Source organism: Sphingomonas sp. PvP055 (assembly GCF_040546365.1).
Taxonomy (GTDB): Bacteria; Pseudomonadota; Alphaproteobacteria; order Sphingomonadales; family Sphingomonadaceae; genus Sphingomonas; species Sphingomonas echinoides_A.
In genome coordinates this window covers 3,334,963-3,357,257 of sequence record NZ_JBEPNS010000001.1, presented here as the reverse complement: position 1 = coordinate 3,357,257, position 22,295 = coordinate 3,334,963, and the positions used below count along the sequence as shown (strand labels likewise).

Annotated in this window: 19 protein-coding genes, 1 tRNA gene and 1 pseudogene; 8 read left to right on the top strand and 13 right to left on the bottom strand. The window is 64.9% G+C overall.

Annotated elements, in window-relative coordinates; translation table 11 throughout:
• The first annotated feature begins 8 nt into the window (after window positions 1-8).
• The 3 genes from ABIC16_RS15890 (at window position 9) to ABIC16_RS15880 (ending at window position 2,523) form a co-directional block, all read left to right on the top strand.
• Window positions 9-380: a nuclear transport factor 2 family protein gene (locus ABIC16_RS15890; RefSeq protein ID WP_354291812.1), complete on the top strand. Its 372-nt coding sequence runs from the start codon at window positions 9-11 to the stop codon at window positions 378-380.
• Window positions 381-530: 150 nt separating this feature from the next.
• Window positions 531-1,337: a hypothetical protein gene (locus ABIC16_RS15885; RefSeq protein WP_354291811.1), complete on the top strand. Its 807-nt coding sequence runs from the start codon at window positions 531-533 to the stop codon at window positions 1,335-1,337.
• Between the two features lie 766 nt (window positions 1,338-2,103).
• A complete protein-coding gene (locus tag ABIC16_RS15880) occupies window positions 2,104-2,523 on the top strand; it encodes a response regulator (RefSeq protein WP_354292349.1) in 420 nt (139 codons plus the stop codon).
• A gap of 269 nt (window positions 2,524-2,792) precedes the next feature.
• Here ABIC16_RS15880 and ABIC16_RS15875 read toward each other — a convergent pair whose 3' ends face one another.
• The 6 genes from ABIC16_RS15875 to ABIC16_RS15850 form a co-directional block, all read right to left on the bottom strand.
• On the bottom strand, window positions 2,793-3,728 hold the full coding sequence (locus tag ABIC16_RS15875; protein ID WP_354291810.1) for an NAD(P)-dependent oxidoreductase: 936 nt from the start codon (window positions 3,726-3,728) through the stop codon (window positions 2,793-2,795).
• Between the two features lie 20 nt (window positions 3,729-3,748).
• Window positions 3,749-4,195, bottom strand: coding sequence for a TM2 domain-containing protein (locus ABIC16_RS15870; protein WP_354291809.1), 447 nt, complete (start codon window positions 4,193-4,195; stop codon window positions 3,749-3,751).
• Window positions 4,196-4,353: 158 nt separating this feature from the next.
• Window positions 4,354-5,796 (bottom strand): DEAD/DEAH box helicase, encoded by a 1,443-nt coding sequence (locus ABIC16_RS15865; RefSeq protein ID WP_354291808.1) that lies wholly within the window; start codon window positions 5,794-5,796, stop codon window positions 4,354-4,356.
• A 428-nt stretch (window positions 5,797-6,224) separates the two neighbouring features.
• Complete coding sequence (locus ABIC16_RS15860) at window positions 6,225-6,650, bottom strand: acyl-CoA thioesterase (RefSeq protein WP_354291807.1); 426 nt, start codon at window positions 6,648-6,650, stop codon at window positions 6,225-6,227.
• Window positions 6,651-7,439, bottom strand: coding sequence for an SDR family NAD(P)-dependent oxidoreductase (locus ABIC16_RS15855; protein WP_354291806.1), 789 nt, complete (start codon window positions 7,437-7,439; stop codon window positions 6,651-6,653). It lies immediately after the preceding gene.
• 376 nt (window positions 7,440-7,815) lie between these two features.
• Window positions 7,816-8,988 carry an acetyl-CoA C-acetyltransferase gene (locus ABIC16_RS15850; RefSeq protein WP_354291805.1) on the bottom strand — a complete coding sequence of 391 codons (1,173 nt, stop codon included), beginning with the start codon at window positions 8,986-8,988 and terminating at the stop codon, window positions 7,816-7,818.
• A gap of 101 nt (window positions 8,989-9,089) precedes the next feature.
• Between ABIC16_RS15850 and ABIC16_RS15845 the strand changes: the two genes are divergently transcribed.
• Window positions 9,090-9,755: a nitroreductase gene (locus tag ABIC16_RS15845; RefSeq protein WP_354291804.1), complete on the top strand. Its 666-nt coding sequence runs from the start codon at window positions 9,090-9,092 to the stop codon at window positions 9,753-9,755.
• 185 nt (window positions 9,756-9,940) lie between these two features.
• Here ABIC16_RS15845 and cysS read toward each other — a convergent pair whose 3' ends face one another.
• Window positions 9,941-11,371: a cysteine--tRNA ligase gene (gene cysS, locus ABIC16_RS15840; protein WP_354291803.1), complete on the bottom strand. Its 1,431-nt coding sequence runs from the start codon at window positions 11,369-11,371 to the stop codon at window positions 9,941-9,943.
• Between the two features lie 153 nt (window positions 11,372-11,524).
• Between cysS and rpsU the strand changes: the two genes are divergently transcribed.
• A complete protein-coding gene (gene rpsU / locus ABIC16_RS15835; RefSeq protein WP_010162663.1) occupies window positions 11,525-11,731 on the top strand; it encodes a 30S ribosomal protein S21 in 207 nt (68 codons plus the stop codon).
• 77 nt (window positions 11,732-11,808) lie between these two features.
• Window positions 11,809-12,456 carry an FKBP-type peptidyl-prolyl cis-trans isomerase gene (locus ABIC16_RS15830; RefSeq protein WP_354291802.1) on the top strand — a complete coding sequence of 216 codons (648 nt, stop codon included), beginning with the start codon at window positions 11,809-11,811 and terminating at the stop codon, window positions 12,454-12,456.
• A 273-nt stretch (window positions 12,457-12,729) separates the two neighbouring features.
• Here ABIC16_RS15830 and lepA read toward each other — a convergent pair whose 3' ends face one another.
• Entirely contained in the window at window positions 12,730-14,553 is a 1,824-nt protein-coding gene (gene lepA / locus ABIC16_RS15825; RefSeq protein WP_354291801.1) for a translation elongation factor 4, read from the bottom strand.
• A 122-nt stretch (window positions 14,554-14,675) separates the two neighbouring features.
• On the opposite strand from lepA, the gene ABIC16_RS15820 reads away from it, so the two are divergent.
• Window positions 14,676-15,230: a peroxiredoxin gene (locus tag ABIC16_RS15820; RefSeq protein ID WP_354291800.1), complete on the top strand. Its 555-nt coding sequence runs from the start codon at window positions 14,676-14,678 to the stop codon at window positions 15,228-15,230.
• 180 nt (window positions 15,231-15,410) lie between these two features.
• On the opposite strand, the gene ABIC16_RS15815 is transcribed toward ABIC16_RS15820, so the two are convergent.
• Window positions 15,411-15,487, bottom strand: a tRNA-Pro gene (locus tag ABIC16_RS15815).
• A gap of 83 nt (window positions 15,488-15,570) precedes the next feature.
• On the bottom strand, window positions 15,571-16,866 hold the full coding sequence (locus tag ABIC16_RS15810; RefSeq protein ID WP_354291799.1) for an FAD-dependent oxidoreductase: 1,296 nt from the start codon (window positions 16,864-16,866) through the stop codon (window positions 15,571-15,573).
• A 187-nt stretch (window positions 16,867-17,053) separates the two neighbouring features.
• Here ABIC16_RS15810 and ABIC16_RS15805 point away from each other — a divergent pair, with 187 nt between their 5' ends.
• On the top strand, window positions 17,054-20,437 hold the full coding sequence (locus ABIC16_RS15805) for a trifunctional glycoside hydrolase family 18/polysaccharide deacetylase/glycosyltransferase family 2 protein (RefSeq protein ID WP_354291798.1): 3,384 nt from the start codon (window positions 17,054-17,056) through the stop codon (window positions 20,435-20,437).
• A gap of 7 nt (window positions 20,438-20,444) precedes the next feature.
• On the opposite strand, the gene ABIC16_RS15800 is transcribed toward ABIC16_RS15805, so the two are convergent.
• From ABIC16_RS15800 to ABIC16_RS15790, 3 genes and pseudogenes are all read right to left on the bottom strand, one after another.
• Complete coding sequence (locus ABIC16_RS15800; protein WP_354291797.1) at window positions 20,445-20,816, bottom strand: TraB/GumN family protein; 372 nt, start codon at window positions 20,814-20,816, stop codon at window positions 20,445-20,447.
• Between the two features lie 19 nt (window positions 20,817-20,835).
• A pseudogene (locus ABIC16_RS15795) lies at window positions 20,836-21,285 on the bottom strand (TraB/GumN family protein); the annotation flags it as partial.
• Between the two features lie 17 nt (window positions 21,286-21,302).
• Complete coding sequence (locus tag ABIC16_RS15790; RefSeq protein ID WP_354291796.1) at window positions 21,303-22,226, bottom strand: TraB/GumN family protein; 924 nt, start codon at window positions 22,224-22,226, stop codon at window positions 21,303-21,305.
• Window positions 22,227-22,295 lie beyond the last annotated feature (69 nt).

The following is a 22,295-nucleotide window of genomic DNA, read 5'->3' as shown; positions in this document are numbered from 1 at the left end:
AACCCGACATGAACGATGTGATCGCGACGGGGCTGCTGGAAACCAGCATCGAACGGGTCTGGAACGAGCGCGACGGCGATAAGCGGCTGGCTGCCATCGCCGAGATCTATCATCCCGAGGCGCGTATCCACGAACCCGAGCGGTCGATTACGGGGCATGGGGCGATTTCCAATACCGTCGCCGGGGTCCTCGCCGACATGCCGCCCGGGTTCCGGTTCGAGGTGACCGGGCCAACGCTCGGCCATCACGGTGTTGCGGTAACACGCTGGCGTGGCGGGCCGCCGGGCCAGGTCATCGTGAGCGGTGCGGATGCTGTGCGGATCCTGGACGGGAAGATTCACGAACACTGGTTCTTCTTCGATCCGGCCAGGGAGGGATAGGTTTCTTAAGCCGGGATAGCGATGACTGTTTTCTCCCCATAGGCAGAAGTTCGCAGGATCTGGCTGACAAAGAATATCGACGCTCAATTGCGTCGTTGACGGGCTACCAAGACGTTATAATCTATCGAGATGAAAGTAAGCACTCGATACATGGCTATGCTTCTCTGGGCATTTGCAACTATGCTCGCCGAAGGCGCATCGGCGAAAAACTCCGGGCAAGAAAAGGCGCTCGAACGAGCGAGTCAGCGAGGTGCGCTCCTCTACGCCTATGATCAGGCCGCATGGCACGGAACTGACGACATGCTTGCCAAGCTTGCCGACCCGTCGAACATAATCGGGGGGTACATCGTCGATGGCCCGGCAACGAACCCCCGGCTCATCTTCTTCGACAAGGCGGGGCGAAAGGCCGTGTACGTCGCAGCGTTTAGAGCCAACCGTCTCGTTGAAGGGCGCGTTCTCGGCGCCGCTGAAAATGTAGCGCTTTCCGAGCTGGATAGGCGCATGGTACTCGCTCTTGCGTCTGCGCGCGCAGCTATCCTGACTGATAGCAGCGTAAGAGCTTGTTCTTCGAAACCTTTCAATACAGTCGTGCTGCCTCCCGACAGTGTAGATGGTGCGATCTCCGTCTACTTCCTCACACCACAAACAAGCGGTAAGGCCATCCCTTTCGGAGGGCATTATGAGGTCGATGTCGACGCCTCGGGCAAGGCCGGCAGCATCCGGCATTTCACCAACTCCTGCCTCGACATGCCGACTCAACCGCAACTGCCGTCGGGGGCCAAACCGGAGGTCATGTTTATCACGCACTCTCTCGATCCGGTGCCGACCGAAATCCACGTCTTCAATTCGCTGGTACTTGGCAAGCCGGTGTTGGTGGGCATCCCATCAACGAACACGATTTGGCCGATACAAGGTGCATTGATTGGTGAACCAGTCCCCCTTTCCAAAAAGCCCTAAAACCAGTTGGCGCTTGAGATAGTCCCGATTGACTCACTTTGCGTGTAATCGGCGAAGTGGAGGAAACGTAGAATGTCCGCTTACGCTCAGTTGCGGACCTCGACGGCGAAACGCTAACGGATGTTAGCCATGGCAGAGCGTGCCATGCCGATCGTTAAGTCGGCGTCCCACGAGTTTCTCCTTTGTCTACCCTCCGTCCCCACCCCAGTAGCGTTCCAGCGCGGTCAACAAGGCGTCTAAGGATCGACCTTGTTCGCGATCGCATAGGAAAAGACTGCAATCTGTTATAAAAGCTAGGGAACGGTATCTACAATATGTACGGTACCCATTATGGCTGCGTACAAACTATATTGTTTAGATGATCAGGGGCGCATTACCAGCCGGATCGAATTTGTTGGTGATAGCGACGAGGCCGCCATCACGCATGTGCGGCAGCATCATTTTAACAGCGACTGCGAGATTTGGGACTTGGGGCGACTGGTCGCGAAAATTGCAAGGAGCAGCCCCCGTTTACCGGGTGGCTAGCACCGCCATATTTTTGAGCCTTGGGCTGGAGCCTTATCTGACCTTTTGAGCCGTCGCCAAACGCAGCTAATCCCGCCGGATGGCTCCCGCATGAAGTCGTCGGTTTACGGCAGCAACTTTGCGGGTCTCGAATGCGTTAGAATTCAGCTATTTGGCTTGGCACGCACACACGAGTGGCACCTCGCGAACTGTAAGGTGGATTATGACTGGATCACACGTCAGCCAAAAGTCTGAAACTGTGATGATCGTCGAAGACGAGGCGTTGATCGCGATCGACCTTCGCGACGAATTCGAACTGGCGGGATACAAAGTGCTCGATCTAACGGATCGTCAGGACGAGGCGCTCCAAGTCGCCACAGCCGAAAAGCCCCTTATCGCGTTGGTCAACATTTCGCTTGCGGGCGGTGAAGACGGCATCGAGCTTGCGAGGCATCTGAAGGCGATGGGGATACCGGTGCTTCTGATTAGCGGGCAAGGCAGCCGAGCCTGTTCTGCCGAGACTGTGGCAATAGGCTCGATGCCCAAACCCTATCGCCCATCTGAGATGGTAGTTGCAGTGGCGCACCTTCTCGCTCGCCTGAGCGGCAAAGGGTTACTCCGAAAACCAGCTCAGTTGGAGGTATTTGACGGAGCCATCTTCGACGCCATACCTGCCGCCTGAAGTGTTGTTAGCCGTTCTGCGTTGAGCGACCGGTTTCCATCAGCCTTAGTCGTTCGCGATCTTGGAGCTTACCTCGTAGTAGCGGCGAGGGGCGTTTCGCCCGTCGAGAGATATTCCCCGACGACGCATTGCTGGGCTCCGCCACCGGTCGTCGGACGCGACCCGTCGCCCTTATGCCCATTACGGCGTCAAAGATGTGTAGCGCCCGCAGTGAACACACTGCCACGGGTGGCGGGACGCGCTGCGCGCCCCTGTTCGCGGTCCGTGCTTCAATATCCCGCGTCGAGATCGACGACATTCTCCATCGGCTCTCCTGCCTGGAACTTCGCAAGGTTGCGGAGGAACAGGTCGGCGGCGCGGACGAACATCTTGGTCTGGCTGCGTCCGGCGAGATGCATCGAATGGATCACGTTGGGGGCAGTCCAGAGCGGATGCTCCGGCGGGAGCGGCTCGGGGTCGACCGTGTCGAGGAACGCGCCTGCAATCGTCCGTTCGCGAAGGGCCGCGAGCAGCACATCCTGATCGACCATGTTGCCGCGCGCGATGTTGATGAGCCACGCGCCCGATTTCATCGCTGCGAGCTCCGGCGCGGCGATTGTCGCCTTGGTGCCGTCGGTCGACGGTGCGGCGAGGATGACCCAGTCGAACTCGGCAAGCCGCGCTTTCCATGCATCCGGTGTCAGCGTTTCATCGCGCCCGGAGCGCGTGACGCCGGTCACCGCGACTCCGAACGCCGCCAGCCGTTCCCCGATCAGCCGCCCGATCGCGCCATACCCGACGACCAGCGCGCGCGTTTCGAACAGTTCCTGCCGTCCGGGCGCGGTGTCGGGCCATACGTGGCGGTCGGCGATGCGGACCACCTCGTCATAGCGCTTGGCTGCGACCAGCACGCCCATCACCGCATATTCGGCGACCGCGATCGCATTGATGCCAGCGCCGTTGGTGACGATCGTCCCCGCATCGCGCAGCGCCGGCAGATCGAGCGACTCGATTCCGGCGACTGCGGTGAACAGCCAGCGCAACCGTTTGCCGGCGGCGACCGCTTCCGACGTCAGCCCGTGCGGGTACAGGTCGACCCAGCCGAGCTCGGCATCGGCCATCGCTTCGACAGCTTCCGCCCGCGTCGTGACCCAGGCGATCTCGAGGCCGGCGGGCAGCCGCGCTTCGAGCAACGAACGGGCAAGCGCGGGCAGGACGATTTTCATCGGCAATCTTTCGGCGATGGTCAGAACCAGGCGGTGTCGCCTTCGACGTATTTCCGCTCGAACGCGGCGTCGGGCGTGGCGAGATAGATGATGCACTCGATCAGCGCGATCAGCGCGATGATCGCGGTCGGCACGCCGAACAGGATCGACCCGAACACCGCGACGCACAGCATGATGATCCCGGCCTTGATCTTGCCAAGGTAGAATTTGTGGAGCCCGAGCGTGCCCAGGAAAAGCGCCAGCAGCGCAGCGACGAAACGGTTCTTGTCGGCGGTCATCGCGGTGCCACCGGTGACATAGATGCCGGTGGCGCGTCCGTCGCGTGCCTCGAAATCGACGCGCTGCCCGGTTTGCGGCGCGGTGCGGTGGCGCCAATCGGTGGGGGTGAAGGCGTAGCGGCGTCCGTCCTCAGCGCTGATCATCCCCTCGGCGCTGTCGGTGTCGTATCCCAAGATCCTGCCCTGCATCGTCACGTCCCCCCGGTTGTGTCCGGGGGGCAGCTTAGCGCGGGCGAGCGCGAAGGGAAGGGGCGGCAGGGATGACGGCGTAGGGTCGGTGGCACTTACAAAAAAACGGCCGGTCCCGTGGGACCGACCGTTCCTTAACCGCTCAAGGCTGCAAAGCCTCAGCCAGCCGCAGGCGACCGCCGACCGCCGCCGCCGCCAGCTGGGCGACCACCACCCGCCGGACGGCCGCTGCCACCGGGACGACCACTACCGGCCGGACGACCAGCGCCTGCCGGACGGCCTGCGCCACCCGCCGGACGGCCTGCGCCGCCAGCGCTATACGGACGGCTGCCGCCGGCCGGACGCTCGCCGGTCGGGCGGGCGGCGTGCGTTGCGCGCGGCGGCGCACGGTGACGACCGCTCTCGTCGCGCGGACGATCGCTGACGTCGGAACCCGCCGGGCGTGCCGCCTTGATGCGGGCGGCTTCGGCCATGAAGCCCTCGGGGAGCTTGACCATGTCGGGCTTGACGCGCGTCAGCTTCTCGATGTCGCGCAGGTAGCTCCGCTCGTCATCCGCGCAGAAGCTGATCGCGATGCCCGAGGCGCCGGCGCGCGCGGTGCGGCCGATGCGGTGGACGTACTGCTCTGCCACGTTGGGAAGCTCGAAGTTGAACACGTGGCTAACGCCCGAAACGTCGATCCCGCGTGCCGCGATATCGGTCGCGACCAGCACCTTGACCTTGCCGGTCTTGAACTCGCCGAGCGCACGCTCGCGCTGCGGCTGGCTCTTGTTGCCGTGGATCGCGTTGGCGGGAATGCCGTTCGCGCCGAGCAGCTTCACGACGCGGTCCGCGCCGTGCTTGGTCCGCGTGAAGACGAGGCAACGCTCGATCGCGCCGTCCGCCAGCAGCATCGTCAGCAGTGCCTGCTTCTCGCCCTGGTTGACGAAATAGACATACTGCTCGACGCGCTCGGCCGTGCTCGACACCGGCGCGACCTTGACGGTTGCGGGATCGTTGAGGAACTGGTCGGCGAGCTCGCGGATCGCGTTCGGCATCGTTGCCGAGAAGAAGAGCGTCTGGCGCACGCGCGGCAGCATCTTCACGATCTTGCGCAGCGCGTGGATGAAGCCGAGGTCGAGCATCTGGTCGGCTTCGTCGAGCACGAGGATTTCGAGCATCGCAAGGCTGACCATGCGCTGCTCGATCAGGTCGAGCAGACGGCCCGGCGTGGCGACGAGGATGTCGACACCACGACTCATGTCCTGGCGGTTCTTGTTGATGCTGGTCCCGCCGAACACCGTCGCGACGGTCATCTTGGAGAACTTCGCATAATCGCGCGCGCTATCAGCGATCTGGCTGGCGAGTTCGCGCGTCGGCGCGAGCACCAGCATGCGGCAATGCGTCGGCAGGACGCGCTTGTCGGCCGCGACGAGGCGCTGGATCGACGGCAGCACGAACGCGGCGGTCTTGCCGGTGCCGGTCTGCGCGATGCCGAGCAGATCGCGGCCTTCGAGCAGCATCGGGATCGACTGCGCCTGGATCGGTGTGGGGGAGGTATAGCCCTTTGCTTCGAGCGCGCGGACGAGCGGCTCGGCAAGGCCGAGATGTGCGAAAGACATGAAAGTGTATTCCATTGCATATGCCATGGACGCACGTTCTCGACGCGCGGATGGCGGGGGGAGATTTGACACCCCGCGTGAAAAGGGAAGTCCGTTTGGTAACGACCGAGGCGGAGCTGGGACGATAAAGTCCGATCACGCTGCATGACGCTTCGATGAGCGCCATATGGCCGAGGCGGGGGCGGAAGTCAAGGTTGGGGTGGCGTGTGGCTACGGCCGTCACCTCGGCGAAGGCCGGGGCCGCTATGTTCGAGTACCCCTCGCCCCAAAGCTGGCGTCATGCTGAACTTGTTTCAGCATCCACCGTGCAGGGGGCATGGTCCGGACTCGCGGAGGGCTGGATCCTGAAACAAGTTCAGGATGACGGGCAATTTTACGGAACTCCCGCCGCAGAAGTCTCGCCTTTGCCGGGGTGACGAGCTTATCGATCAGCCGACCCGGTTCGCCTCCAGCCCGGCGCGGAAATCGTCGGGTAATGTGGTCAGCCCGCCGCTTGCGCTCATGACGAGGACGACGTCGCACGTTGCGACGCAAGCGCCGCGCTGAAACGCCGCCGACAGGATCTGCCAGCTGCGATTGCCAATCTCGCCGATCCCGGTCGCGACCTCGACGTCATCGGGGAAATAGGCCTCGGCGAGATAGTTGATTTCCACACGCGCGACGAGCCAGCGATGCCCCGACCAGCCTGCCAGGTCGAGCGACCGGTTGAACCGCACCCGCGCGCTCTCGAACAGCGCTGCCATCGCGACGTTGTTGATATGGCCGAGCACGTCGAGATCCTGGAACCGTGTCTGGATCGTCGTGGTGTGCGGGTAATGCGCGCGGTCCTGTCGCGCCGGATCATGCCGTCCCATTCAGCGCGGTGCCATCCGGATCGCGCCGTCGAGCCGCACGTCTTCGCCGTTGAAGTAGCTGTTCTCGACCATCGAGAGCGCGAGCTTGGCATATTCCTCGGGCTTTCCCAGACGTTTGGGGAAGGGGACCGAGGCGGCGAGATTGTCCTTCACCTGCTGTGGCGCGCCTTGCATCAAAGGCGTCTCGAAGATGCCGGGAAGGATCGTGTTGACGCGAATGCCTTCCCCCATCAGGTCGCGCGCGATCGGCAGCGTCATGCCGACGACCCCGCCCTTGGACGCGGAATAGGCCGCCTGGCCCATCTGCCCGTCCTCGGCGGCGACACTCGCTGTCATCACGATCGCGCCGCGTTCGCCGTCTTCACCGGGCGAGAGCGTCAGCATCCCCGCCGCCGACTTGGCGACGCAGCGGAAGGTGCCGACGAGGTTGATCTGGATAAGCCAGTCGAACGCGGCGAGGCTGAAATGCTTGATGCTGCCGTCTTCCTTCGAGCGGCTCGCGGTCTTCATCGCATTGCCGGTGCCCGCGCAGCAGATGAGGATCGATTCCTGCCCGTGCGCCGCGCGTGCCTTGGCGAAGCCCGCGTCGACCGACTCTTCGGACGTCACGTTCACTTCGCAGAAGGTGCCGCCGATCTCTGCGGCGATCGCTTCGCCCTTCTCGGTCTGCATGTCGAAGATCGCGACCTTGACGCCTTTGGCGGCAAGCGCGCGCGCGGTCGCGGCGCCGAGGCCGGAGGCGCCGCCGGTGACGACGGCGGCGGCGGCGGTGGTGGAGTCTAGGTTCATGTTAGGGTCCCTCCCTTGGAACGAGAACGCCCCTCCCCTTCAGGGGAGGGGATGGGGGTGGGGTGTGCCTCGCAGAGAGGTTTGTTCTGCTGGACTTCCCCACCCCAACTCCTCCCCTGAAGGGGAGGGGCTAAGTGAGATCAGAGTCGTTCGATGATCGCGGCGTTGGCGCGCTTGGCGGCGCGGGCGGATGCACCGTCGGTGACGATCGCGGATTTGCTGGAGTCTAGGTTCATGTCGGAGTCCCTCCCTTGGAGCAAGAACGCCTCTCCCCTTCAGGGGAGGGGATGGGGGTGGAGCGTGCCTCGCAGAGAGGTTTGTTCTGCTGGACTTCCCCACCCCAACCCCTCCCCTGAAGGGGAGGGGCTAAGAAAAATCAAAGCCGCTCGATGATCGTGACGTTGGCGATCCCGCCGCCTTCGCACATCGTCTGCAACCCATAGCGCCCGCCCGATGCGTGCAGCGCATGGACCAGCGTCGCCATCAGCTTCGTCCCAGACGCGCCGAGCGGATGCCCCAAGGCGATTGCGCCGCCGTTGACGTTCAACCGCGCATGATCCGCGCCGGTATGCTTCAGCCACGCGAGCGGCACCGGCGCGAACGCCTCGTTGACCTCATACAGGTCGATATCCGCGATCTTCATCCCCGAGCGCTGCAACGCACGATCGGTCGCGAACAGCGGTTCCTCGAGCATGATCACCGGGTCGCCCCCGGTGACGGTCAGGTTGACGATCCGCGCGAGCGGGGTCAGCCCGTGTTCCTTGAGCGCGCGTTCGCTGACGATCATCACCGCGGAGGCGCCGTCGCAGATCTGGCTGGCGTTGGCGGCGGTGATATTGCCGCCTTCCTGCAGCAATTTGACCGAACCGATGCTCTCCAGTGTCGCGTCCGCGCGGATGCCTTCGTCGGTGCGGTGGCTGATGATGCCGTCGGGCGTCTCGACGTCGAGCGCCAGGATCTCTTTGTCGAACGCACCCCGGTCGGTCGCGGCGGCGGCGCGGCGGTGGCTTTCGACCGCAAACGTGTCGAGCTGCTCGCGGGTGAAGCCATGCTTCTTGACGATCATCTCCGCGCCCATGAACTGGCTGAACATGATGCCGGGGTATTTCTCCTCGAGCAGCGGCGACTTGTAGTTGCCCAGCCCCTCTTTCATGAACAGCGTCGCAGTGGTGCCCATCGGGACGCGCGTCATGCTCTCGACCCCCGCTGCGATCACGATGTCCTGCGTCCCCGACATCACCGCCTGCGCAGCGAATTGCATCGCCTGTTGCGACGAGCCGCACTGCCGGTCGATCGATACGGCAGGGACGCTGTCGGGGAGGTTCTTCGCCGCGAGCACCGCGTTGCGGCCGACTTGCCCCGCCTGTTGCCCGCCCTGCATGACGCAGCCCATGATCACGTCGTCGACTGCCGCGCCGTCGATCCCGGTCCGCGCGACGATCGCGTCGAGCACCGCTGCCGCCATATCGACCGGATGCCACCCGGCGAGCTTTCCGCCGCGCTTGCCGCCGGCGGTGCGCACTGCGTCCACGATATAGGCCTCGGCCATGCTCGACTCTCCATAAGGGTTGTATTTTGCAACTGTCTTGCCCTGAATGCCGCTCCCGGGCAAGAGTGCGCTTGCATACCCAAGGCTCGAAAGGAGATTCCATGTTCGTCAGCGAAGCGATTGCGGCGCGGCGATCGGTCCGCGGGTTCCTCCCGAACCCGGTCGATCCGGAACTGTTGCACGCGATCGTTACAAAGGCTGCGCGGGCGGCGACCGGCGGAAATCTGCAGCCGTGGCACGTCGACCTGATGACCGGTGCACCGCTCGCCGCGCTCAAGCAGACGATCGCCGCGAAGCTGTTGCGCGGCGAGACCGAGGAGCCGGCCTATGATATCTATCCCCGTGACCTCGTCGCGCCATACCGCGACCGGCGTTTCGCGGTCGGGGAGGCGCTGTACGCCGAACTCGGCATCCCGCGCGCCGACACGGCGGCGCGGCGCTCGTGGTTCGCGCGCAACTTCCAGTTCTTCGGCGCCCCCGCCGCCCTGTTCTGCAGCATCGACCGGCGGATGGGGCCGCCGCAATGGGCGGACCTCGGCATGTATCTTCAGACCGTGATGCTGCTCGCGGTCGAGGCGGGGCTGGCGACGTGTGCGCAGGAATGCTGGGCGATGTATCCAGAGACGGTCGGCGCAGCGATCGGCTTGCCCGGGGAACGCATGCTGTTCTGTGGCATGGCGATCGGGCTGGAGGACACCGCCGATCCGGCGAATGCGGTGCGGGCGGCGCGGGCGCCCACAATGGAATGGCTGACCGTGCACGATTGAGGCGCGCTTTCACCGCCACATACGTTCCCCCGTGCCCGCGGGGTTCGCCACTGGCGGACGCTGTGATGAAACGGCGGTACCGATCCAAGCCCGCCGATCGGAAATGACGGACGTGGGGGAGGGGGCGTTCTTGGCCCCTCCCTCGGAACGCCGGCATTCGAGCAAGGTGCTCCTTACGTCTGGCCCTACGAAGCGCCCAACTTCCAGTCCCATCCCAGCGCATCGCCGTCCATCACCTCGACCCCCGCCGCCGCGAGCGAATCGCGAATGGCATCCGATGCCGCGAAGTCCTTGTCGACCCGCGCCTGCTTGCGTTCCGCGATCCGCACGTCGATCGTCGCTTCGTCGATCGTCGCACTCCCCGGACGCAACCGCATTTCCGCCCTCGTCAGTTCGGCGAGGCGCAACCCCAGCACCGCATCGAAATCTCCGATCGCGCCGATCCGCACCGTTGGCGACAGCTTCTTGTCCGCGATCAGTTCGTCCAGCACGGTCAGCGCGCGCGGCGTATTGAGGTCGTCCGCGACCGCTTCCTCGAGCCGCGCCAGATACGGTTCGGCATCGCCCTTGAGCGTCCCGTCGTCGCGTCCGCGCAACGCATCCAGCGCGATCACCAGCCGCTTGAGCCGAGTCAGCGCCGCCGCGAGATTGTCCCAGGTGAACTCCAATTCGCTGCGATAATGCGCCTGCAGGCACATCAGCCGATAGGCGAGCGGGTGGAACCCGGCGTCGACCAGCGTCTGCAACCGCAGGAATTCGCCGGTCGACTTGGACATCTTGCCGCCGCGATCCACGAGGAAGTTGTTGTGCATCCAGATTTGCGCGCCCGTGTCCTCGCACGAACAGAACGCCTGATTCTGCGCGATTTCGTTGGGGTGATGGATCTCGCGGTGGTCGATCCCGCCGGTATGGATGTCGAACGGATGCCCGAGATGCTTGAGGCTCATCACAGAGCATTCGAGATGCCACCCCGGCGCGCCCTTGCCCCACGGCGAGTCCCATTCCATCTGGCGCTGCTCACCCGGGGGAGAGCGCCGCCAGATCGCGAAGTCGGCGGCATTGCGCTTGCCCGACACCGGGTCGATCCGGCTCTCACCCTGATCGGTTGTCGCCCGCGCGAGCGCACCATAATGCGGCACCTTGCTCGTATCGAAATACAGCCCGCCGTCGATGAGATAGCAGTCGCGCTCGATCTTCTGCGCGAAGGCGATCATCTCGTTGATGTGGTCGGTCGCGACGGTCCATTCGGCGGGCGGCTCGATATTGAGCCGCGCGACGTCGTCCTTGAACGCGGCGGTATAATGCGCGGCGATGTCCCAGATCGACTTGGCCTGCGCGGCGGCGGCCTTTTCCATCTTGTCGTCGCCCGCGTCCGCGTCGCTCGTCAGATGGCCGACGTCGGTGATGTTGATGACGTGCTTGGTCGGCCAACCCTTCCAGCGAATCACCCGCCCCAGCGTGTCCGCGAACAGGAACGCGCGCATGTTGCCGATGTGCTGATAGTTATAGACGGTCGGGCCACAGGTGTAGATCCGCACGACATGCGGGTCGATCGGCGCGAAGGGCTCTAGCGTTCGCGTCAGGCTGTTATATAGGGTAAGCGGTGTTCCGGTCATGCCGTTCGCTTAGCGAGGGGAGGGCCGGCAAGTCACGTAAAAGCTGTGCCACGGGTTGAAACTTACAACCCAGCCGTGTAGGGCGCACGCCTTGCGACGCGGACCTGATGTTCGCGGCGGCGCTTTTCTATCGATTCGGAGCTGTTCGGGTTTATGCAAATCATCGTTCGCGACAACAATGTCGACCAAGCGCTGCGCGCGCTCAAGAAGAAGCTGCAGCGCGAAGGCGTTTACCGCGAAATGAAGTTGCGCCGGCATTACGAGAAGCCGAGCGAGAAGCGCGCCCGCGAGCGTGCCGCTGCTGTTCGTCGCGCGCGCAAGCTCGAGCGTAAGCGCATGGAGCGTGACGGAGCACGGTAACACCGTGACTTCGGGCGGGTCGTGATTGGCCCGCCAGTCTCTCTTCTACTGACCCGACCGCCCACCTGGGAGCGCCCATGTCGATCACCGCTGTTCCGCTGAAGCCCGTCAAGCGGCGTGTGTTGGTGTATCTGTGGGCCGGCATCGCGGTGGCCGCGGTTGGCGCTGCGGCGCTGGCGGTGCAGACCCCGGTTGATCCGGCAGCGACCTTCCTCTCGCACAATGCGCAGAAGAAGGGCGTCAAGCAGACGCCATCGGGCCTGCAATATCAGGTGCTGACGCCGGGCACCGGTGCCCCGCCGACCGACCAGGACGTCGCGCTCGTCAATTACGAGGGCAAGTTCGTCGACGGCACGGTGTTCGACAAGAGCCAGCGTCCGTTCCCGGTGCCGCTTGGCGAGCATCAGGTCGTTCCCGGCTTCGAGGAAGCACTGTCGCTGATCCCCAAGGGCGGCAAATACCGCGTGTGGATCAAGCCTAGCCTCGCGTATGGCGACACCGCGCGTCCGGGGATGCCGGCGCATTCCACGCTGGTGTTCGACATCGAGATGCTCGATTTCCTGTCCAAGGCCGCGGTCCAGCAGCTTCAGCAGCAGCAAATGATGCAGCAGCAGATGATGCAGGGCGGCGGCGCTCCTGGCGGCATGCCGCCGGGCGGAATGCCGGGTGCGCCTGCGGGCGTTCCGGGTGGAGCCCCGGGTGGAGCAGTGCCGCAGGGCAAATGAGCGCTTCGACACATCGCCAATGATACCAGAACCCCGGCCTTGGTCGGGGTTTTTGGCGTTTGAGGTCGGTCGCTAACGCCGTCATTCCCGCAAAAGCGAGCGTTCTGAAAAACCGTCCGTCATCCTGAACTCGTTTCAGGATCCAGCCCTCCGCGAGTCCGGACGATGCCTGTTGCGCGGTGGATGCTGAAACAAGTTCAGCATGACGGCAGCCTTTGGGGGGCGCGGAGTGACGGTTAGCAGGGGGGAAGGGCGAGCCCGACCCCCAGCGCGTCAGCCGTCGTCGCCCATTCGCAGCGCGGCGATGAACGCTTCCTGCGGAATGCTGACCGAGCCGTACTCGCGCATCTTCGCTTTGCCCTTCTTCTGCTTTTCCAGCAGCTTCTTCTTGCGGGTCGCGTCGCCGCCATAGCATTTCGCGGTCACGTCCTTGCGCATCGCGCTGATCGTCTCGCGCGCGATCACCTTGCCGCCGATCGCGGCCTGGATCGGGATCTTGAACAGATGGCGTGGGATCAGGTCCTTCAACCGCTCGACCATCCCGCGCCCGCGCACTTCTGCGGTGCCGCGGTGAACGATCATCGACAGCGCGTCGACCGGCTCCTCGTTGACGAGGATGCTCATCTTGACGAGATCGCCCTCGCGATAGCCGATCTGATGGTAATCGAAGCTGGCATAACCCTTCGACATCGACTTCAGCCGATCGTAGAAATCGAACACCACTTCGTTGAGCGGCAGCTCGTAGGTCGCCTGCGCGCGGCCGCCGACATAGGTCAGGTTCTTCTGGATACCGCGGCGATCCTGGCACAGCTTCAATACGCTGCCGAGATATTCGTCGGGGACGTAGATCGTCGCCTCGATCCACGGCTCGCTGATCGTCGCGATCTTGTTGGGCTCGGGCATGTCCGCGGGGTTGTGCAACTCGATTTGCGTCGTGCCCGCAGGATCGGGGTGGGTCAGCTGAATCTCGTACACCACTGACGGCGCAGTCGTGATCAGGTCGAGGTCATATTCGCGCGTCAGGCGCTCCTGAATGATCTCCAGGTGGAGCAGTCCCAAGAACCCGCAGCGGAAGCCGAAGCCCAACGCCGCCGAGGTTTCCATCTCGAACGAGAAGCTCGCATCGTTGAGGCGCAACTTGCTGATGCTCTCGCGCAGTTTCTCGAAGTCGTTGGCGTCGACCGGGAACAGCCCGCAGAACACCACCGGCTGGACTTCCTTGAAGCCCGCCAGTGCTTCCAAAGCCGGTCGCTTCGCATCGGTGATCGTGTCGCCGACGCGAGTTTGCGCGACCTCTTTGATCTGCGCGGTAATGAAGCCCATTTCGCCGGTGCCGAGCTCGGTCAGTTGCTCGATCTTCGGGCGGAAACAGCCGACCCGGTCGACCAGATGCATCGTGCCGGTCTGCATGAACTTGATCTGCTGACCCTTTTTCAGGACGCCGTCGATCACGCGGACGAGGATGACGACGCCGAGATACGGATCGTACCAGCTGTCGACCAGCATCGCCTTCAGCGGCGCCTCGGGATCGCCCTTGGGCGGTGGGATCTTGGTGACGATCGCCTCGAGGATGTCCTCGATGCCGATCCCCGACTTTGCCGACGCAAGCACCGCGCCGGACGCGTCGATGCCGATCACGTCCTCGATTTCCTTGCGGACCTTTTCGGGCTCGGCGGCGGGAAGGTCGATCTTGTTGATGACGGGCACAATCTCGTGATTATGCTCGATCGACTGGTAGACGTTGGCCAAGGTCTGCGCCTCGACGCCTTGCGCCGCGTCGACCACGAGCAGCGCGCCCTCGCACGCGGCGAGGCTGCGGCTGACCTCATAGGCGAAGTCGACGTGTCCTGGCGTATCCATCAGGTTAAGGACGTAATCGAGGCCGTCCTTCGCCTTATACGCGAGGCGCACGGTCTGCGCCTTGATCGTGATCCCGCGCTCCTTCTCGATGTCCATATTGTCGAGCACCTGCTCGGACATTTCGCGCGCGGTCAGGCCGCCGGTCTGCTGGATCAGCCGGTCGGCGAGGGTCGACTTGCCATGGTCGATATGCGCGATGATCGAAAAATTGCGGATGCGGTCAAGCGGGGTGGTCATGCTTGCGGCGATAGCATGCGCACAGGGCAACGCAACATGGGCGATTCGTCGCGGGCCGATTGCCGCTGGCGGAACAAAAGGGGGCGAGCTAGGCTTTGCAAAACATCGCCAGGAGAATCCGCATGACGTTCGCTCGCCCCTATGCTGCCGCCGCCCTCGCTCTGGCCGCGACCGTCGCGCTCGCAGCGCCCGCCACCGCCGCGCTGAAGGTCGGGGCCAGGGCACCCGACTTCAGCACGCAGGGCGCGCTTGGTGGCAAACCGTTCACCTTCTCGCTCGCGTCGGCACTCAAGAAGGGGCCGGTGGTCGTGTATTTCTTCCCCGCCGCCTTTACCGCGGGCTGCACGATCGAGGCGCATAAGTTCGCTGAAGCCGCCGCCGACTTCAAGAAGGCGGGCGCGACGCTGGTCGGCCTGACGGCGGGCGGCATCGACAAGATCGACGCCTTCTCGAAAGAAGAATGCCGCAGCGCCTTTCCGGTCGCCGCCGCCACGCTGCCGATGATCACGAATTACGACGTATCCTATGCCGCGGGTTCGAAGATCACGAGCCGCACGTCCTACGTCATCGCGCCGACCGGCGAGGTGATTTACGAACTGACGCAGAACAATCCGGTCGGTCATGTCGAGGGTACGCTTGCGGCGGTTCGCGACTGGCGCGCGAAGCACAAGGGCTGATCACGCCGCGACCACCCCGGCGAACGCAGGGGTGGTCGCGAAGGTCACGGTACGGTGGCGCGCGGCCAAGTAACGGGACGTGCGCTATTCGGCCCAGCGGCACGCCGCAGGTTCGTACGGATGATTTGAACTTTTCGGGGAAACTGCCTCAAGCCCTGTCAGGCGAAGCTATCGCTGCAATGGTCGGGGCGATAGGATTCGAACCTACGACCCCTGGACCCCGAGACCAGTGCGCTACCAGACTGCGCCACGCCCCGACACATTGCAGGGGCGAGCGGTTAGCCGGGGAGGGGCACCCTAGCAAGCGAAAAGTTGCGCCGACCCCGCAATTGCGCCGGGATCATGTCCGGGCGTCGAGCATCTCGGCGATCGTGGCGAACTTTTCGCGCGGGGCACCCTCGCGTGCGCGGGTGACTTCCGCGGCTTCGATCTTCTGCCAGTCGCGGAAAGTGACGATGTCGACGCCGCGCTCGGTCAGCACCGAATCGAGGCCCGCGCGACCCGCCTTTTCGCTGCCGCGCGCAATGTCGGCCGCGATCAGGTCCGCTATCGCAAAGCCGTCGGGCCGGTTGGTGCCGATCGTGCCCGTCGGACCGCGCCGCGCCCAGCCGACCGCGTACAGCCCCGGCGCGATTCGCCCGTCGACATTGGCGAAGCGGCCCAGCGCGTCGTCATAGGGCACCCCCGCGATCGGGGGCGTGCGGTAGCCGATGCAGCTGACCACCAGGGTCGCGGGAAGCGCATATTCCTCGCCGGTGTCGACCAGCCGCCCCGACTCGTCGAGCCGCGTGCGAGCCACGATCACGCGCTCGGCGTGGGTGGCGCCTTCGACGCGGACGGGGCGCGCGAAAAAGTCGAACACGATCCGGACCGGTTTGTCGGCGTGGGGTTGCGCAAAATCGCGCAGATGCGTGACCGCCTTGCGCATTCCGGGGTCGAGCGCGGCGTCGTCTGCGAGCGGCGGCAAGTCCGCCGGATCGACCAGCGGGACCGCACGCGTCAGATGTGCCAGTTCCCCCAGTTCCTTGGGCGTCATCGCGATCTGATGCGGTCCGCGCCGGGCAAGCAGCGTGACCGTGGCGTGTTCCGCGGCGCGCAGCCGGTTGAGCGCGTGGCCGACGATGTCGGATCCGCCGAATTCGGCCTCGGTCTTCGCCAGGATCCGCGCGACGTCGAGCGCGACGTTCCCCGCGCCGACGACGACCGCGTCGAGCCCGCCGATCGGCGGATCGAGCGCCGCGAAATCCGGGTGGCCGTTATACCAGCCGACGAATGCGGCGGAGCCGATCACGCCGGGCAGATCGTCGCCGGGCACGCCCAAAGGCTTGTCGGCGGGCGCGCCGGTGGCGAGCACGACCGCGTCGTACAGGTCCAGCAATTCGGGCACCGATACCGCCTCACCGACCGAGACGTTGCCGACGAACCGCACCGTATCGCTCAGCGCGACCGCTTCGTACCGCCGCGCCACCGCCTTGATCGATTGGTGGTCGGGCGCGACGCCGCTGCGGATCAGCCCGTAGGGAACAGGCAGCCGATCGATGATATCGACGCGGCAGTCGTCCCCGAACGCTTTCTGGCATGCCTCCGCGGTGTAATATCCTGCCGGTCCGGAACCGACGATCGCGATGTGACGCATTGGGTTCGCTCTCCTGCCCGATGATCGTAACCGGAAGCGACCGGGGAGCAAGCGGTTAACCTTATGAGGTTAACGCCTGACAGATGACATCAATGTCACCTTGGCGTCGCGCTAACGCCATGCGAAAGCGGCGATGCGATCGTGAACGATCGTGACGGATGAGAACATTTCAGGGGATGCCTCGCCGATGAGCCGCGCACCAATTTTCTATGACGCCTCGGGTCGCCGGCGGCGTCGCTTTGCGATGGCGGTCGCGGCCTTCGTCCTGCTCGTGTTGCTGTCGATCGCTGCGCTGAGCGTGTCGATCGGCGTGGTTCCGGCGCCGCCGTTGCTCCCGGTCGAAGCGGAACATGCGGCCTATACCAAGCTGCCCCCGCCGCACGATCCGCTGCTCAAGCGCGCACGGCGCGACATCGTCGATTACGCGCGCCTCATGGGTGCGGCCCCCCCACGCGGGGTCGGCGCGGCGGTCGATCAGCCGCTGGCGATCGGCTTTCACGTGCCGTGGGACGAATCGAGCGTCGCCTCACTGCGGCGTCATATCAACGATCTCGACTGGCTGATCCCAGGGTGGGTTTCGGTTACGGGCACGAACCACGACATATCCGTGTTTCGCGATACGGCGGGGCGCGAGATCATCAACCGTTCGACGCACCGCCCGCTGCTCCTGCCGATGATCCAGAACGCCAAGGACGGCGTCTGGGATGCGAAGGGCATGGAAGCGCTGTTGCGGTCCGCGCCGCAGCGCAAGGCGTTCCTAGACAAGCTCGAGCCGTGGCTGGTGCGCAACCGTGCGGGCGGCGCGTTCTTCGATTTCGAGGAACTGAGCCCGCGCGGCCAGGCGGATTTCCGCACGTTCCTGCGCGAAGCCAAGGCGCGGTTCGCGAAGCGCAATTGGGTCATCGCAATCGCGGTGCCGATCGGCGCGGCGGACGACGAGGGGGGATGGAACATCAAATCCTTCGCCGCGATCGTCGATCGCGTCTTCCTGATGGCGTATGACGAACACGAGACCAGCGGCGATTCCGGGCCGATCGCCTCGCAGGGCTGGTTCGAACGCTCGGTCGCGCGTGCGGTGAAGGGCGTGCCGCGCAACAAGATCGTCGTCGCGATCGGCAGCTACGGATACGACTGGCACGACGGCGGCGGCGAACCGCTGCCGATCGACGAAGCGTGGCAGGCCGCGCGGGAGTCGAGCGCGATGCCGGTCTTCGACAAGGCCAGCGGCAACACCGGCTTTGCGTATATGGAAGGGAGCCACCGCCACGTCGTCTGGCTGCTCGACGCGGCGTCCGCCTACAACCAGATGAAATTCCTCAGCCGTGTCGGATTGAACGGCGTCGCGGTGTGGCGGCTCGGCGCGGAGGACCCATCGCTATGGTCGATCTTCGGGCGGTCCCATCGCAGTCTGCCTGCTCCCTCTGCGATCAACGCGATCCCGGCGGGTACCGATGTCGATATCGAGGGCAGCGGCGAGATCCTGAAGATTGCGGGTGTCCCCGTTGCGGGTGTGCGGCAAGCGGTCGCCGGCAGGAACGGCGGGATCGCGGACGTCCATTTCGTGACCTTGCCGTCGCCCTATATCGTCGCGCGAACGGGCTATCGTCCGGGATTGCTCGCACTCACTTTCGATGACGGACCCGACCCCGTGTGGACGCCGCGGATCCTCGACGTCCTGAAAGAGAAGAACGCACCGGCTACGTTCTTCGTGATCGGCGAGAACGCGCTGACCCAACGCCGCCTGCTCGAACGAATGATCCGCGAGGGGCATGAGATCGGCAGCCATACCTACACCCATCCCAACCTGGCGGGTTCGTCCGAAACCGAAACGCGTTTTCAGCTCAACACCACGCAGCGGCTGTTCCAGGCGTTTACCGGCCATTCGCTCCGTCTGTTCCGCGCACCTTATTTCGGCGATGCCGAGCCGACCACGGCGGACGAAATCTCGCCGGCGTTGCAGGCACAGAATCTCGGGTACATATCGGTCGGGCTCCACGTCGATCCGGATGACTGGAAGCGACCGGGGACACAGGAGATCATCGACCGGACCGTCGCGGACGTGATCGATCCGGCGGGCCGTTGCACCGACGACGATGAACCGCAGTGCAGCCGCAACATCATTCTGCTGCACGATTCGGGCGGGGACCGGTCGCAGACGCTCGCCGCTCTGCCGCAGATCATCGATCAACTGCGCGCCAAGGGCTATCGCTTCGTTCCGGTGTCGGAACTCGCCGGCATCCCGCGCGACGTGGCGATGCCGCCGATCTCCAAGAGCGAGCAGGTGACCGCGCAGTTCAACCTGTTCATCTTCAGCGCGCTCGGCGGGATCGTCGTCGCGCTCGGCTGGATCTTCTTCTTCGCGATCTCGATCGGGATCGCACGCGCGGTCATCCTGTCGGCGCTTGCGTTGATCCAGGCGCGTCGGGAGAGCCGGATGGTGTTCCCGCCGATCGACCCCGACACGTTCGTCACGGTGATGATCCCCGCGTTCAACGAGGAACTGGTGATCGAACGTGCAGTCCGGGGCGTGCTCGCGTCGACCGACGTGCGGATCGAGGTGATCGTGATCGATGACGGATCGTCCGACGCGACGAGCGCCGTGGTCGACGCCGCGTTCGCGCATGACCCGCGCGTCAAATTGCTCACGCTCGAAAACGGCGGCAAGGCGCGCGCGCTCAATCGCGCGCTGGATCTGGCGACCGGCGAGATCGTCATCGCGCTCGATGCCGATACGCAGTTCGAGCCGACCACGATCGCGCGTCTGGCGCGCTGGTTCGTCGATCCGACGCTGGGCGCGGTTGCGGGCAACGCCAAGGTCGGCAACCGCGTCAATCTGCTGACGCGGTTCCAGGCGGTCGAATATATCACCGCGCAGAACCTCGAACGCCGCGCGCTCGCACGGCTTGATGCGATGGCGGTGGTGCCGGGTGCGGTCGGCGCGTGGCGTCTGGCGGCGATCAAGCAGGTCGGCGGTTATCCCGACGATACGCTCGCCGAGGACCAGGACCTGACGATCGCGATCCAGCGTGCCGGGTGGAAGGTCACCTACGACCAATATGCGGTCGCCTGGACCGAATCACCCGAGACGATCAAGGGTCTCGCCAAGCAGCGCTTCCGCTGGGCGTTCGGCACGCTGCAATGTCTGTGGAAGCACGGCAGCATCATGGCGACGGGCAAGCCGCGCGGGCTCGCGCGCGTGGGGTTGCCGCAGGCGATCCTGTTCCAGATCGTCTTCGCGGCGATCTCACCGATCATCGATCTCGCGCTGATCGTCAGCTTCGTGATGACCTATCTCGCGGTGCTAGCGCATGGCTGGGCGCAGACCCAGCATGATGTTGAGAAGATGCTGATCTACTGGCTGGTGTTCACGCTGATCGACCTGCTCGCCGCGATCGTCGCGTTCGCGCTCGAGCGGCGCGAGGACTGGCGCCTGCTGTGGCTGCTGATCCCGCAGCGCTTCGGCTATCGCCAGATCATGTATTACGTCGTGCTCAAGGCGATCACCCAGGCGTTGCGCGGCCCGCGCGTCGGCTGGGGCAAGCTGGTGCGGACCGGTCGGGTGAACGTGTAAGACGGGCTTACTCGACCCGCTCCACGTTAAGCCCGCGGTCGCGGAGCAGGGCGATGACCGAGCCCGGCCCGACCAGATGCCCCGCGCCGACCGCGACCAGCACGCGGCCGGGGCGCGCCATCCGCCCGACGATCGCGCGCTCCCAGCGGCGGTTGCGCTGGTCGATCAGCGCGTCCGCGATCGCGCGGTCCTGGCGGACGGGATCGAGCGTGGCGGACAGCTTCGCCGCGTCGCCCTTGATCCAGGCGGCGAGGAGCGGGCGATACCCCTGCTCCGGGTCGATCGCATCGCGCGCCGCATCCAGCAGCAACCGCCGCTGCGACGCCTCGGGCAAAGCGATCGAACAGGTGGAGCTGTCCCTCGCGTGATTCGAGCGCACCGATCGTCTTGCCCGCGAACCGCTGCGTCAGCACCGCCTCGACCCCGTCGTCGGCGGACGCCTGGCTGACATGCCCCGCACCCGCGCCGATTACCAGCGCGGCGGCCCAGGTCTTGTACCCGTCGAGATCGGCGGCGGACTGGCTCGCCGCGGCAATGCCCTGCTTTAAGAGCGCGCGATCCGCGGGCGGGACGCGATCGAGCAGCGCGGGCAGGCCGCGTTGCCGGGCGAGCGTCTCGAACTGTTCGTGCGCACTAGCGCTCGCCACCGGGGGCACTTCGAGCACTAGCGTGTCCGCCGCGCCGATCGCGCGCTCCACTTCGGGCGTCTGCCATTGCACCTTGGGGGGCAGTGCGTGGATCGTCCCGATCAGCCAGATCGTCGTATCCGTATCCGACACCCGCCACAGTGCGGGCCGCGCGGGCGTCGGCGGTGTCCGATCGCATCCCGCCAGCAGCAACGCGAACATAAGGCCGAAGCGCCGGATCAATAGCGGATGCGCACGGCTTTGAGGTGACGCTTGGCCAGTTGCACCTGCACGCTGTCGCGCCCTGCGAGATGCCCCGCGCCGACCGCGATGAACACCGTCCCCGGCTTTTTCATCCGTTCGGAGATCCACGCCGCCCAGCGCTTGTTCCGCTCGACCAGCAGGATCCGGTACAGATTGGGCTGGCTCGTCAGGTCCTCGTTCATCAGCGCGCTCAGGCCCTCGGCGTCGCCCGCTTTCCAGCGGTCGAGCATCGCGTTGATCATCCCGTCGAACTTGTCGATGTCCTGCACGCTCGACACCAGGAAGGCGATCTGGTCCGCCTGCGACAGCGCATGGAAATAGCCGAGCTGCTGCTGCAGCGTCTCGAGCCCCCTGATCGGCTTGCCCGCGGCGGTCGCGGCGGCGGTGAGCGTTGCTTCCGCGCCGTCCGCCGCGCTGAAGCCGGCCTTTTGCAACGCCAACTGGGAGAGGGTGACCGCGACGAACCACGGCTCGAACTTCTCGACCGCGGCGGGCGGGATGCCGAGTTTGGTCATCGCGGCGGCATAAGCGGCGCGGTCGCCGGCGTTGAGCTTCTGCATCAACGGCACCCCCGACGTATCGGTTGCGAGCGGGAGCATCACGGCCTGCGCGGTCGCGGGATCGGGGAGGGGGATTTCGAGGATCAGCTGCCCGCTCGCGTCGAACGCCTCGCGCACCGCCGAATCGAACCAGCCAAGATGTGGTTTGAGCGCGTGGATCGTCCCGAACAGATACACCGTCGTATCCTTGTCCTTGACCACCCACAGTGCGGGATCTGCCGGAATCGTAGCGGCGCGGGGGGTGGCGGGCATCTGCACCGGCGCGGGTGCCGTCTGCGCGACCGCGCCGCTGCTCAGTAACAGCGCGGTGAGCGCAAGAAAGGGGCGGGTGAAGGTCATTGCGAAGCGTCCCGATGCGTGTCCGGCGAATGGTCGCCGCCCTAACCCCTAAACCAGCGCGGGTTAACA